We start from the raw sequence: 13,304 nt of genomic DNA, 5'->3' as shown, positions 1-13,304 counted from the left end.
GGGCGCGCGGCAGGGCTTCGATCGCCAGGGTCACCCCTCGTTCGGGGGAGGGTAAGGGCCGTGACGCGCTATCACCCCATCGGGGGATGTCCGTCCGGAAAAGCCGGCGCGTCCGGTCCGAACAGGGGCCGGTCCGCGCCGAACGCGGCGTCCGGGGCGAAGAACCGGGCCACGTCCTCCTCCGTCACGTCGGTGAGCCGCGCGGGGTTCCAGCGCGGGTTCCGGTCCTTGTCGACGACCTGGGCGCGGATGCCCTCGACGAGGTCGGGCGAGGACAGCGCGGCGCAGGAGACCCGGAACTCCTGTTCAAGGACCGCCTCCAGCGAGCCGAGGCCGCGGGCCGACCGCAGGGCGGCCAGAGTGACCTTGAGGGAGGTGGGGGAGCGGCCGAGGAGAACGTCGGCGGCCTCCTTGGCGGCTGGGGCGCCGTGGTGCAGCAGCCGTTCGACGATCTCCTCGACGGTCGGCGCGGCGTAGCAGGCGTCGATCCACTCCCGGTCCGCGGCGAGCCGGCCGGGCGGCGCCGGGCGGGCGTGGCGGGCCAGCGCCTCGTCGACGGGACGCGTCGCCAGGTCCGCCACCAAGGCGGGCAGCGACTCCGCCGGGACGAAGTGATCGGCCAGCCCGCACAGGAGGGCATCGGCGGCGCCGATCGCGGTACCGGTGAGCCCGAGGTGGGTGCCGAGCTCCCCGGGCGCGCGCGACAGCAGGAACGTGCCGCCGACGTCCGGGACGAAGCCGATGCCGGTCTCCGGCATGGCCACCCGGGAGCGTTCGGTGACGATCCGTACGCTCCCGTGCGCCGACACCCCGACGCCGCCGCCCATGACGATGCCGTCCATGAGGGCGACGTACGGCTTGGGACAGCGCGCGATGCGGGCGTTGAGCCGGTACTCGTCCCGCCAGAACGCCGCCGACGCGGCGCCGCCGCCCGCGCGCACGTCGTCGTGGATGGCGCGGATGTCGCCGCCGGCGCAGAGGCCGCGGTCGCCGGCGCCGTCGAGGACGACCGTCGTCACGGCCGGGTCCCGCTCCCAGGCGGCCAGGGCGGTGTCGATCCGGCGGACCATCGGGTGGGTGAGGGCGTTGAGGGCCCGGGGCCGGTCGAGGGTGATCCGGCCGGCGTGGCCCTCGGTCCGCAGGAGGACGTGGTCGTCGGCGGTCATCGGGCGGCTCCGGGCAGCCCGTGGGCCGGCGGCGGGGCTGGGGTCGGGGTCGGCTGCATGCTCTCGCTCGTTCCTTCCGGGCTCCGGGGGTCCGGGCGGGACGGCGAACGTCGGTCTGGTGGCTCTCCGGCTCCCCCGTGCGCCCGCGCGGCCCCCCTTCGGCGCGTACCTTCCGGCACATCCTGCCCCGCCGGTCACCGAAGAACCATCCGTAACGGAGAAAAGGCGGGAGGGAAAGCGAACGGGGCGCCGCCCGCGTGGTGGCGGCCACGCGGACGGCGCCCCGCGATCAGGAGGCGGTGAGCGGACGGGACCGGACGGACCCCGGGACCAGCAGCCGCTCGGCGAGCCGCCCGAAGAGCAGCCCGAACCCGGCCCAGAGCGTGCCCTGGACGGCGAGGGCCGCCAGCCGGAACCGCCACAGCACATCGGCCGGGAAGTCGTCCGGCACCTCGTCGACCGGCGGCAGGAACGCGTACGCCAGCCCGACGGCGACGAGCAGCGCGGCACCAGCGGCCACCGAGGCGTTCCAGCCGCCCAGCCGCGGCAGCAGCGCCCGGCCGAGGACGACCGCGCCGACGCTCAGCAGCACACTGAGCACGATCATCAGGAAGTACAGCGCCGTCCGCCGGTCGATGGTGTCCGGATCGCCCACCGAGGGCGGATTGGCGGGGTACTTGAGGAACGGGACGACGTAGAGGGCCAGCAGGGCGCCGCCGGAGACCAGCGCGGCCGTGGCGCGCGGGCCGAACCGGCCGACCCGGCCCAGCGCCACGCAGAACGCCAGCGCGGCGATCCCGCCCAGCGCCACGCCGTAGACCAGGACCGCGGTGGTCAGACCGGCCGTCGACTGCAGGGTACGGCCGACGGGCTGACCGCCGCCGTGCCCGTGCTCGTGGGCCTCTTCGAAGGCGATGGCCGCGTCCACGTGCGGCTCGCCCAGGAGATAGGCCACGGCCAGGGCGAGCAGCCCCGCGCCGAGCCCGGCGAGCAGCCCGCGGACGAGCAGCGCCCGGACGGGGACGGGAGTCACGGTGCGCGTCCTCTCGCCGGTCAGTGGCACGGGAAGCCGAGCAGGTGACGTCCGTCGTGGAGCCACTCGTGCACGTTCTCGCCGGATATCAGCGAGGTGGCGCCCTGTTCCGCGCCGACGAAGTAGAGGAGGGCCAGCAGGAGCAGGCCGGCGAGGACCGCCCAAGGGGCGATCTCTTTGAGGGATATGGGGGTGACGGCGGGGGTCGCGGCGGACGGGGTGAGAGCGGACGATGCCATGGCAGAACCTCCTGGGGAGTGTCGCGTCCCGTTCCTCGGGTGCCGGACGACGAGGGGCGGGTCTGACTCCCCGGGCGCCGAGCGGAACGCCCCGGAACACAGTGGCGCGACCGTGCCGGATTCCCACCGGCTTCCGTCACCCGTCGTCGTGTCGTGGCGACCGTATCGTTTGAGCCATCCCCGCGCCATGGACGAGGGGAGGCGCACCCGCGCACCGCCGGGCGCGAAATGCCTGGCCGTGCCGGGTGCGTGGGGACGGAGGAACGGGAAGGGCGGATGGGGTGACGGTTCGGGTGACGCTGGTCGCGCCGGTGGGGACGGCGGCTCTGCGGGAGGCGCGATTCGACGACGACGCGCCGGAGGAGACCGAGTTGCGGGAGGTTCGTACCCGGGCGGGCGATCTCGCCGGTCTGTCCGGAACGAGCGGCTTCCGGCGGGTGTACACCGCCCCGGAGCGGCGCTGCCGGGCGACGGCCGACGCCCTGGGCGTGCACTCCGTGCCAGCACCCGAGTTGGGCGATCCGGACCCGGGGGAGTGGCGGGGGCGGACGCTGGCGGAGGTGGCGGCCGCCGACCCCGCCGGGGTCGCCGCCTGGCTGACGGACCCGGACGCGGCCCCGCCCGGCGGAGAACCGCTGCGCTCCCTGCTCACCCGCACCGGAGACTGGCTGGCGTCACAGGCGGAGGAGGGCGGCCGCGTACTCGTCGTCGCAGGACCGGCCGTGGTCCGCGCCGCCGTGGTCGGTGCGCTGGACCTCCCGCCGGCCGCCTTCTGGCGACTGGACGTACCGCCGCTGTCGCGCACGGATCTCACCGGGCGCGGCGGGCGGTGGAACTGGCGCTGTGCCACCCCGCTTTGACGCCGGACGGGCGGCCGCCGCCGGGCCCGTCCCGTCGGCGGGAGGTTCCGAAGGGTTCATCGGAAATTGGCAGAAAGCCGTGGTTGATGGCACTCAGTGCCACTGCCACAGTCATGGTGCGGCCCGACGCTCCGGCGGCCCGGCGAGCGCGCCCCTCCGGCGTGCCCGTCGGCATGCGGTGAGCGGGACACGGGCCGCGCACGATCGCTCTGCAGCACGGCGGCGGGCCGGGACCGGGACAACAGCCCGTAGCCCGCCGGTGGTTCGGACGCACCTTCGAGGCGACACCGGGAGACGGTCATGGTTGAGGCAGGGACGGCGGCGGTCGAGGCGGCCCGGGAGCTGGCGCGGCGGTGGGCCGAGGAGCCGCGCTGGAAGGGGGTGGAGCGGACGTACACGGCGGAGGACGTCGTCCGGTTGTCGGGCAGTGTCCGTGAGGAGCACACCTTGGCCCGGCGCGGCGCCGAGCGGCTGTGGCGGGAGCTGCACGAGCGGGATTACGTGCACGCGCTGGGTGCGCTGACCGGTGGTCAGGCGGTGCAGCAGGTGCGGGCGGGGCTGCGGGCGATCTACCTCTCCGGCTGGCAGGTGGCGGCCGACGCCAACCTGGCCGGGCAGACGTACCCGGACCAGAGTCTGTATCCGGCGAACTCGGTGCCGCAGGTGGTGCGGCGGATCAACAACGCGCTGCTTCGCGCCGACCAGATCGCCACCGCCGAGGGGGATGCCTCGGTGGACTGGCTGGCGCCGATCGTGGCGGACGCGGAGGCCGGTTTCGGCGGGCCGCTGAACGCGTTCGAGCTGACCAAGGCGATGATCGCGGCCGGCGCGGCGGGCATCCACTACGAGGACCAGCTGGCGTCGGAGAAGAAGTGCGGCCACCTGGGCGGCAAGGTCCTCGTCCCCACCGCGCAGCACATCCGCACCCTCAACGCCGCCCGCCTGGCCGCCGACATCGCCGACGTGCCCACTCTGATCGTCGCCCGCACCGACGCCCTCGCCGCGAACCTGCTCACCAGCGACGTCGACGAGCGCGACGCCCGCTTCTGCACCGGCGAGCGCACCGCCGAGGGCTTCTACCGCGTCGAGCCGGGCATGGCCCCCGTCATCGCCCGCGGCCTCGCCTACGCCCCCTACGCCGACCTGCTGTGGGTCGAGACCGGCACCCCCGACCTGGCGCAGGCCAAGGAGTTCGCGGAGGCGGTGCACGCCGAGTACCCGGACAAGATGCTGGCCTACAACTGCTCGCCGTCCTTCAACTGGAAGGCCGCGCTCGACGACGCCGAGATCGCGGAGTTCCAGCGTGAACTGGGGGCGATGGGCTACCGGTTCCAGTTCATCACCCTGGCGGGGTTCCACTCCCTCAACCACGCGATGTTCGACCTCGCCCGCGGCTACGCGGAGCACGGCATGACGGCGTACGTGGAGTTGCAGGAGCGGGAGTTCGCCGCGCAGGCCGACGGCTTCACCGCCGTCCGTCACCAGCGCGAGGTCGGTACCGGCTACTTCGACCTGGTCTCCACGGCCGTCAACCCGGCTTCCTCCACGACCGCCCTGACCGGCTCCACCGAGGAGGAGCAGTTCCACTAGCCGGCGGCCGGACAGCCGCTCCGGCGGGACCCGTTCCGAACGGAACGGCTCCCGCCGGAGCGGTTTCCCCGTAGCACCTTCAGGGCAGTTCCCCGAGAACCCCCGGCTCCTTCCCCCGCTCACCCCGGCCGGACGATCCCGGCGGCACGCGCGGCGGACGGGAACGGACGCGGGTCATCCGGCAAAGCCTCCGCGCCCTCCCCGTTCCGCCACCCCCACCCGTCCCGCGCCGCCCCCGGCAGCACCGGGCCGCTCACACCACCCCAGGAGACCGCCATGGCAACTCCCGCCCTCTCCAGTCGCGTTGGCGCCCCTCGCACCCTGAGCGTCCTGGGCGGCCGGACCGCCCCGTACGACGACGTCCTGACCCCCGCCGCCCTCGCCTTCGTCGCCCGCCTCGACGCGGCCTTCGCCGGCCGCCGCTCCGCGCTCCTCGCCGAACGCCGCCACCGGGCCGCGCTCCTGGCCCGCGGCGGCGCCCTCGACTTCGTCCCCGCCACCTCGGCCGTCCGCGCCGACCCCTCCTGGCGCGTCGCCCCGCCCGCCCCCGGACTCACCGACCGCCGCACCGAGCTCACCGGCCCCCCGGACCGCGCCACCGCGGCCGCGGCCGCCGCCTCCGGCGCCCGGGTGTGGACCGCGGACTTCACCGACGCCACCGCGCCCACCTGGCACAACATCATGGAGGGCCACCGGACGCTGCGCGCGGTGAGCGAGGGCCGGACCGGGCCGGGACCGGCCACCGGGCCCACCCTCGTCGTCCGCCCCCGGGGCTGGCACCTCACCGAGCGGCACCTGGTGGTCGACGGCCGCCCGGTCCCCGCCGCCCTCGTCGACCTCGGCCTCTACCTCTTCCACTGCGCCCGGCTCCAGACCGCGGCCGGCCGCGGCCCGTACTTCTCGCTGCCGCGGGTGGAGAACCACCTGGAGGCGCGGCTCTGGAACGACGTCTTCGTCCTCGCCCAGGACCTGCTCGGCCTGGAGCGCGGCACGATCCGCGCCACCGTCACCGTCGAAACGGTCACCGCCGCCTTCGAGATGGAGGAGATCCTCCACGAACTCCGCGAGCACGCGGCCGGGCTGGCCGCCGACCACGCCGGCTATCTGAGCAGCGTCGTCCGGACCTTCCCGCACCGGCGCGACCACCTCCTCCCCGACCGCGCCAAGATCACCGCCACGGCACCCTTCCTCCGCGCCCGCACCGAACTCCTCGTCCGCACCTGCCACCGCAGGGGCGCCCACGCCCTCGGCGCCGCGGCCGTCCGCGCCGTCCCCGTGCTCGGACACGACCGGCAGGCGGACGAGGCGGCCCTCGCCCGCATCCGGCTCGACGCGGAACGGGAGGCCGAGGCCGGCTTCGACGGCACCCGGGTCGCCCACCCCGGCCTGCTCCCCGTCTGCCGCACGGCCTTCGACGCGGTCCTCGGCGACCGCCCGCACCAGCTCGAACGCACCCGCGAGGACGTCCACGTCACCGCCGCCGACCTGCTCGCCGTCCACCGCACCAGCGGCCGCCCCACCGAACAGGGCGTCCGCGCCGCCCTCGGCACCGCCCTCCGCTGCCTGGACGCCTGGCTGCGCGGCGACGGCCGCGTCGTGCACCAGGGCCGGCTGGAGGACGCGGGCTCCGCCGAACTCGCCCGCTGCCAGCTCTGGCAGTGGCTCCACCACGGAACCGTCCCGCGCGCCCGCGTGCTCCGGCTGCTCGACGAGGAGAGCTCCGCCCTCGCCGCCGGCGACCCCGGCTCCCGCTGGGCCGACGCCCGCGACGTCCTCGTCCGCTCGGCCCTCCAGGACGAACTGCCCGCCTCCTTCACGACGGACGCGTACGCGCGGTACCTGGTGGGACGCGACTGACGCGCGCCCGGATCCTCAGTGCCCCCGGCGGCTCAGCCGGGGGCACACGCAGGCCACCTCGCCGCACACGTGGTGCCGCAGCGGGTCGCGGCGCGGGGCCACACCGTTGCGCAGCTCGGCCGCGTACGCGCCGGGCGGCTCCCGGTACGGGGAGCTGGTCTTGCAGTCCGGGCACGCCCACCGGCCGAAGATGCCTTTCACGGCCTTGCCGCAGCCGGTGCACTCGTGCTCGGTGATCTCAGGCAGCATGCTTCGCCTCTGTTCGGAAGGGGCGGATCTGTTCGGACGGGCCGGTGGCGGCAACGGTACCCGCACGGCCGCCCGGCGGCCCCTCCCGGGCCGCCTCCCGCCGCCCCGGCCGGGAATACGCCGCGGCCGGGAATACGCCCCCGCCTCTCCGCCGTTGCGGCCCGTGACGGTTTTCCGATCATGAGCGCGGAGGGGGCCCACATGACCATCCTGGTCACCACGCCGAACGGCTCGGTGGGGCGGTATGTGACAGAGGCGCTGCGCGACCGCGACGACGTGCGGTTCCTGGTGCGCTCGGCGGCCGGCGCGGAGGCGCTGGGCACGGTCCGGGGCGAGGTCGTGCGCGGGGACGCCGCCGACCCCGACACCGTGCGGCGCGCGGTCGCCGGCGTCCGGCGGCTCTACCTCGCCCACCCCTTCGCCGCCGACCAGGCCGCCGTCGAGACCGGCCTAGCGCTCGCCGCCCTGGACGCGGGCGCGCACCGCGTCGTCAAGCTCGGCGCCCGCCCCTTCACCGGGCCCGGGATGGTCCCCGACCCCGTCACCGGCGTGCACGACACCATCACCGCGCGGCTGCGGGACGCCGGCGTGCCCGAGCTGACCGTCCTCCGGCCCGACCGCTTCCTGCAGAACTTCCTCCCGTCCGCCGCCGCCCTCGCCGCCGGCACCCTGGCGGACCCCGGCGGCGCCGACGCCGCCCGCGGCTACGTGGACACACGGGACATCGCGGAGGTCGCGGTCGCCGAACTGCTGGCCGACCACCCGGTCGGGGGCGACCTCGACGTCAGCGGGCCGGAGGCGCTGACGCCCGGGGAACTCGCGGAGTGCTTCGCCGCCGCTCTCGGGCGGCCGGTGCGGTTCGTGGACGTGCCGCTCGACGCGGCGGTGCATGGCGAGGGCCTGTACGGCCTGTACGCCAACTATCGGCGGGAGGGTGTGGCGGGGCTCGGGGACGGCGTTCAGCGCGTCCTCGGCCGCGTGCCGCGCTCGGCGGCGGAGTTCGCGGCGGAGCTTCTCGCTCCCGCGGTTGGTGTGCCCCGGACGCCCTGAAACCGCGCTTCGCGCGGTTGCCCTCAAACTCCCCCAGAGGGGGGGTCTGGGGGCTTGCCCCCAGGAATCGGTGAAGGGGCGGGACCGGGGCACCAGCCCGCCGCAGGCGCCCCCCGGCTCACCCCCTCACTCCGGCAGCCGTACCGCGATCAGACAGATGTCGTCCTGCCCCGTCACCGAAGGCTCCGCCAGCAACGTGTCGCAGAACGCGTTCAGATCAGCCCCGGCCAGCCCGGACGCCGTCCGGGCCAGCCGGGCCAGGCCCTCGTCGATGTCCTCGTCCGGCCGTTCCACCAGCCCGTCCGTGTAGAGCAGCAACGTGCCGCCGGGCGGCAGGGGTTCGAAGCCGCTGATCCGCCACTCGTCGGGGACGGGCATCCCCAGCAGGGGCGAGGTGGCGCCTTCCAGGAAGCGGGTGCCGCCGTCGCGGTCCACGACCAGGGGCGGCGGGTGCCCCGCCACGCAGTAGTGCGCCTGCCGGCCGCCGTCCGGCGTGTGCTCGATGCGGACCAGGGCGCAGGTGGCGGTGCCCTCCTCCGGGTCGAGGACCTGGGTGGCCCGGTCGAGCCGCCGGATGATGTCGCCCGGCGGCTCCTCCCGGTCGGCGGCGAGGCTGCGCAGCATGTTCCGCATCCTGCTCATCGTCACGGCGGCCTCGATGTCGTGCCCCGCCACGTCCCCGATGACGAGCACCGGTGCGCCGTCCCCGAGCACGAACGAGTCGTACCAGTCGCCGCCGACGTCCGCCGCCGCCGGGCTCGGCAGGTACCGGGCCGTGATCACCAGGTCGTCGTAGCGCGGCGGCTCGGTCAGCAGGCTGTGCTGGAGGGCCAGGGCCACCCGCTGGGTGCGCTGGAACTCGATGACGTTGCGCAGCGGATCGTGGGCCTGTTCCAGGAGTTCGCGGAGCAGCGCCTCGTCGGTCGCGTCGATGGGGTCGCGCTCGCCGCAGGCGAAGGCGTCGACGATCGCGGCGAGCGTGCCGTCGATGACGACGGGGACGACCACCATGCTGTGCGCGCGCACGTCCCGCAGCCACGCCATGCTGTCGGGCGGGGCGGTGCCGGGCGGGATGCGGTCGGGGTCGAACGACTCGTGCACCACCCGCCGTTCGCGGACCGCGCGGGCGAACGCGCTGTCGGGCGCGATGTGTTCCTCGCCCAGCCGGGCGGGGTGCGGGGGGAGGCCCTCCCGGGAGCGGGCCGCGATCCGCTCCACGACCAGCGGGGTGTCGCCCGTCAACTGGTAGGTGGGTTCCCGCATGAGGTAGATGCCGCACTTGTCGGCGAGGGACGGCACGATGACGTCGCCGAGCGCGGCGAAGGCCGACCGCGGCTTGGTGGACTCCGCCAGCACGGCGGCGCCGCGCGCCAGCACGTCCTTGCGGCGCTCCTCCCGCCACCGGTCCTCGATGTCCGTACAGGTGCCCACCCACTCCACGACCCGGTCGCCCTCGCGGACCGGCACCGCCCGCACGTCGAAGTGGCGGTACGTACCGTCGACCGTCCGCAGCCGGTACACGTACCGGAACTCGTCCGGCACCTCCTCCAGGGCGCGCTGCCAGGCGGCGTCCATCGGCTCCCGGTCCTCCGGGTGCAGGGCGTCGAGCCAGCCGTCCCCGCGGAACTGCTCCCACGTCTGGCCGGTCACCCGCTCCCAGCCCGGGCTGGGCTCGATCGTGCCGCCCTTGGCGGCGGTCACCCACATCATCTGGGTGTTGGCGGTCACCAGGTTCTCGAACCGCCGCAGCGCGCGCAGCCGTTCCTCCGACACCCGGCGGATCCGCTCGGTCGCCCGGATCTGCTCGGTGACGTCCATCGCCACGACCAGGACACCGCGCTCCTCCTCCGACGCGCCGACGGCCGACAGGCTGAACGTGTAGTAGCGCGTCCCGCCGTCCTCCGGCGAGGCGCCCTCGGTCGGCGCGGCGGCCAGCGACACCGGCGCCCCGGTGTTCCGCACGTCGTCGAAGAGGGCGAGGTAGCCGCGCTGCCGCAGGTCGGCGAAGACCTCGGTGATAGGGACGCCGAGCGGCCGGTCGCCGAACAGCTCGCGGTAGACGGCGTTCATGTACACCAGGCGGTGCCGCGGCCCCCGGGTGACGGCCATGGCGACCGGGGCGGGGTCGAACATCCGCCAGTCGGGGGCCGGGGGCGGCGGCGCTGTGCTCTCCGGGCTCTCCGGCATGGTCCTCGGTCCTTCCGTCGTGCGATGACCGTCGTGCGACGATCGCCGGGCGGCGGCCGTCGTCCGATGGGCCGCCTCCCGGCGGGCCGGTACGGGCACGGGCCCCCACGCCTCACCCGAGCGGCTGCTCCGCCCAGATGACCTTGCCGTCCGGCGTGTACCGGGTGCCCCAGCGGTCGGCGAGCTGGGCGACCAGGAACAGGCCCCGGCCGCCCTCGTCCTCGGCCGCCGCGTACCGCAGGTGCGGCGAGGTGCTGCTGGTGTCGGAGACCTCGCAGATCAGCGTGCGGTCGCGGAGCAGCCGCACCCGGATCGGCCCGGAGGCGTGCCGGATCGCGTTGGTGATCAGCTCGCTGAGGATCAGCTCGGTGGTGAAGACCGCCTCCTCCAGCCCCCACAGCGCCAGCTGCCGGGTCACGTCGGCGCGGGCGCGGCCCACCACCGCCGGGTCGGACGGCAGCTCCCACTCGGCGATCCGCTCCCGTTCCAGGATCCGGGTGCGGGCCACCAGCAGGGCGATGTCGTCGCTCTGCCGGGCCGGCAGCAGCGCCTCCAGCAGCGCCTCGCAGGTCTCCTGCGGGGTCCTGCCGGGCTGCTCCGCCAGGGTGTCGCGGAGGACGGCGAGGCCGGCGTCGATGTCCCGCTTGCGGTCCTCGACCAGGCCGTCCGTGTACAGCACCAGGCTGCTGCCCTCCGGCAGCCGCAGCTCCGCCGCCTCGAACGGCAGCCCGCCCAGCCCCAGCGGCGGGCCGGCCGGCAGCTCCGGGAACTCCACCGTGCCGTCCGGGGCGACCAGGGCGGGCAGCGGGTGCCCGGCGCGGGCCAGCGAGCAGACGCCCGTCACCGGGTCGTAGACCGCGTACAGGCAGGTGGCGCCCGCGATGGCCGGTTCGTCGGCGTCGCCGGCCGCCTCCTGGTCGATCCGGGCGACGAGTTCGTCGAGGTGGCCCAGCAGTTCGTCCGGGGGCGGGTCGAGGGCGGAGAAGTTGAGGACGGCGGTGCGCAGCCGGCCCATGGTGGCGGCCGCGTGCAGCCCGTGCCCGACCACGTCCCCGACGACCAGCGCCACCCGGGCGCCGGGCAGCGGGATGACGTCGAACCAGTCGCCGCCCACCCCCGCCTGCGCCGGCAGGTAGCGGAAGGAGACGTCCAGCGCCGTCTGCTCGGGCAGCCCGCGCGGCAGCAGGCTGTGCTGGAGGGCGACGGCCATGTCGTGCTCGCGCGTGTAGCGGCGGGCGTTGTCCACGCACACGGCCGCGCGCGCCGCCAGCTCCTCGGCCAGCGACAGGTCCTCGTCCTCGAAGGGCTCGCTGTCGCTGGTGCGCCAGAAGTTGGCGATGCCCAGCAGCACGCCGCGCGCCTTCAGCGGCACGGTGATCAGCGACCGGAAGCCGTACTCCAGGACGGCCTGGGTGCGCTCGTAGTCCTGCGTCCGCCAGCCGTCCGAGGCCGCCAGGTCGGGGACGAGCACCGGGCGCCCGCTGACGAAGCCCGTGGCCTGCGGGGTGGGCCCGGCGAAGGTGACCAGGTCGCCCGCCGGGTACAGCGGATGGTCGTCCCGGGGCCCGGTGAGCGCCACCCGGCGCAGCTCGGCGGCGTCGCCGCCCATCGCCATCCGGGGCTCCTCGCCGTGCAGCACGGCCTCGGCGAGGTCGACGGTCGCGTAGTCGGTGAACCGGGGCGACGCCACCTGGGTCAGCTCCTCGGCCGTCCGCCGGACGTCCAGGGTGGTGCCGATGGCGACGCTCGCGTCGTACAGCAGCCGCAGCCGGCCGCGGGCCGTCTCGGCGCGGCCGGCCAGCGCCCGGAGCTCGGTGGAGTCCCGGAGGGTGGCGACGCTGCCGGGCGGGCCGCCGCCGCGGTCGGTCGGCCGGTTGTTGACCGCGAGCAGCCGGTCCCCGACGGGCAGCACCTCGTCCGAGACGACCTCGCGCGAGGCCAGCAGCTCGGCCGTCCGCGGGTCCAGGCCCAGGTCGTGGACGTGCCGGCCCTCGACGTCCGGGGGCAGCCCGAGCAGCCGCCGCGCCTCGTCGTTGACCAGCAGCAGCCGGCCGTCCCCGCCGACGATGACCACGCCCTCGCGGACCGCGTGCAGCACGGCGTCGTGGTGCTCGTACATCCGGGCCATCTCGGCCGGGCCCAGGCCGTGCGTCTGGCGCCGCAGCCGGCGGCTCACCAGGGCCGTCCCGGCGGTCGCCAGGGCCAGCGCCACCGCTCCCGCGCCCAGCACCCACGGCAGCTGCCGGTCGAAGGCGCTGCTCACCGCGGCGACCTTGATGCCCGAGGCCACCGCGCCGACGATCCGGTCCCGGTCGTCGCGGACCGGCACCACGGCCTGCACCTCCTCGCCGAGCGGGCCGTGCACGCTCTCGACGGTGACCTTGCCGTCCTTGAGCGACGGGTCGACGGTGCCGACGAAGTGCTTGCCGATGCGGGAGGGGTCCGGGTGGGTGTAGCGGATGCCGTTGCGGTCGGTGACCACGATGAAGTCGACGCCGCCGCGGTGCCGGGCGTCCTCGGTCAGCGGCTGGAGGACGGACGACGGGTCGGGGCCCGCCATGACGGCCGGCAGCCCGGGGGAGTGCGAGAACGCCTCGGCGGCGGCCAGCGATCGGTCGCGGGCCGCCTGGAACCTGTCGGTCCGCGCCTGGAAGAGCAGGGTGCCGACCGCGGCCACGACGAGCAGCAGCACGATGAGCACCTGCAGCACGAACATCTGGCCGGCGACGCTACGGGTGCTTGCCACCCGCCAGCGCCCCGCCGACGCCCCGCGCGGCCGCCGCCGCTCACGCCGTTCACCCACGTGCGAGCCGGCGGGCCGGCGGCCCGACGGCCTCCAGGAGCGGCCCCGGATTCGGGCCATGTTCCATGTCTACCCCGCCGCACCGCGCGGCGCGAGCGATGGCCGCCGGGCGGGCGCGGGTGACGGCCGCCGCGCGAGGTGCGTCCGGCCGCGCGGGGGCCGGCGCCGGGGCCGGGGTCACCACTCCTCGTCCGCCAGACCGGCGTCCCGGTCCTCGTCGCTGACCACCTGCTGCAGGGCGTCCTCCTTCATCTGCTCGATCTCGTCCGC

The 13,304-nt window shown here is 75.4% G+C and carries 10 protein-coding genes; 4 read left to right on the top strand and 6 right to left on the bottom strand.

Annotated features, from left to right (window positions below):
• Positions 1–71: 71 nt before the first annotated feature.
• From K7I03_RS04265 to K7I03_RS04255, 3 genes are all read right to left on the bottom strand, one after another.
• Positions 72–1,166 carry an enoyl-CoA hydratase/isomerase family protein gene (locus K7I03_RS04265; RefSeq protein ID WP_185942098.1) on the bottom strand — a complete coding sequence of 365 codons (1,095 nt, stop codon included), beginning with the start codon at positions 1,164–1,166 and terminating at the stop codon, positions 72–74.
• Between the two features lie 289 nt (positions 1,167–1,455).
• Entirely contained in the window at positions 1,456–2,199 is a 744-nt protein-coding gene (locus K7I03_RS04260; protein ID WP_185942097.1) for a CbtA family protein, read from the bottom strand.
• Between the two features lie 20 nt (positions 2,200–2,219).
• A complete protein-coding gene (locus K7I03_RS04255; protein WP_185942096.1) occupies positions 2,220–2,438 on the bottom strand; it encodes a CbtB domain-containing protein in 219 nt (72 codons plus the stop codon).
• 281 nt (positions 2,439–2,719) lie between these two features.
• Between K7I03_RS04255 and K7I03_RS04250 the strand changes: the two genes are divergently transcribed.
• The 3 genes from K7I03_RS04250 to K7I03_RS04240 all read left to right on the top strand — a co-directional run bounded on the left by K7I03_RS04250 (position 2,720) and on the right by K7I03_RS04240 (position 6,745).
• Positions 2,720–3,298: a histidine phosphatase family protein gene (locus tag K7I03_RS04250; RefSeq protein WP_224346868.1), complete on the top strand. Its 579-nt coding sequence runs from the start codon at positions 2,720–2,722 to the stop codon at positions 3,296–3,298.
• Between the two features lie 300 nt (positions 3,299–3,598).
• A complete protein-coding gene (gene aceA, locus K7I03_RS04245) occupies positions 3,599–4,888 on the top strand; it encodes an isocitrate lyase (RefSeq protein ID WP_185942095.1) in 1,290 nt (429 codons plus the stop codon).
• Positions 4,889–5,164: 276 nt separating this feature from the next.
• Complete coding sequence (locus K7I03_RS04240; RefSeq protein WP_185942094.1) at positions 5,165–6,745, top strand: malate synthase; 1,581 nt, start codon at positions 5,165–5,167, stop codon at positions 6,743–6,745.
• Between the two features lie 15 nt (positions 6,746–6,760).
• On the opposite strand, the gene K7I03_RS04235 is transcribed toward K7I03_RS04240, so the two are convergent.
• On the bottom strand, positions 6,761–6,994 hold the full coding sequence (locus tag K7I03_RS04235; RefSeq protein WP_185942093.1) for a hypothetical protein: 234 nt from the start codon (positions 6,992–6,994) through the stop codon (positions 6,761–6,763).
• A 201-nt stretch (positions 6,995–7,195) separates the two neighbouring features.
• On the opposite strand from K7I03_RS04235, the gene K7I03_RS04230 reads away from it, so the two are divergent.
• Entirely contained in the window at positions 7,196–8,044 is an 849-nt protein-coding gene (locus K7I03_RS04230) for an NmrA family NAD(P)-binding protein (RefSeq protein ID WP_185942092.1), read from the top strand.
• Between the two features lie 126 nt (positions 8,045–8,170).
• On the opposite strand, the gene K7I03_RS04225 is transcribed toward K7I03_RS04230, so the two are convergent.
• Positions 8,171–10,231 carry a SpoIIE family protein phosphatase gene (locus K7I03_RS04225; RefSeq protein ID WP_224346867.1) on the bottom strand — a complete coding sequence of 687 codons (2,061 nt, stop codon included), beginning with the start codon at positions 10,229–10,231 and terminating at the stop codon, positions 8,171–8,173.
• A 112-nt stretch (positions 10,232–10,343) separates the two neighbouring features.
• Positions 10,344–13,094, bottom strand: coding sequence for a SpoIIE family protein phosphatase (locus tag K7I03_RS04220; RefSeq protein ID WP_398856537.1), 2,751 nt, complete (start codon positions 13,092–13,094; stop codon positions 10,344–10,346).
• Positions 13,095–13,304 lie beyond the last annotated feature (210 nt).

Origin of the sequence: Streptomyces mobaraensis (assembly GCF_020099395.1) — a bacterium.
GTDB lineage: Bacteria > Actinomycetota > Actinomycetes > Streptomycetales > Streptomycetaceae > Streptomyces.
This window is presented reverse-complemented; position numbering and strand designations above follow the sequence as displayed.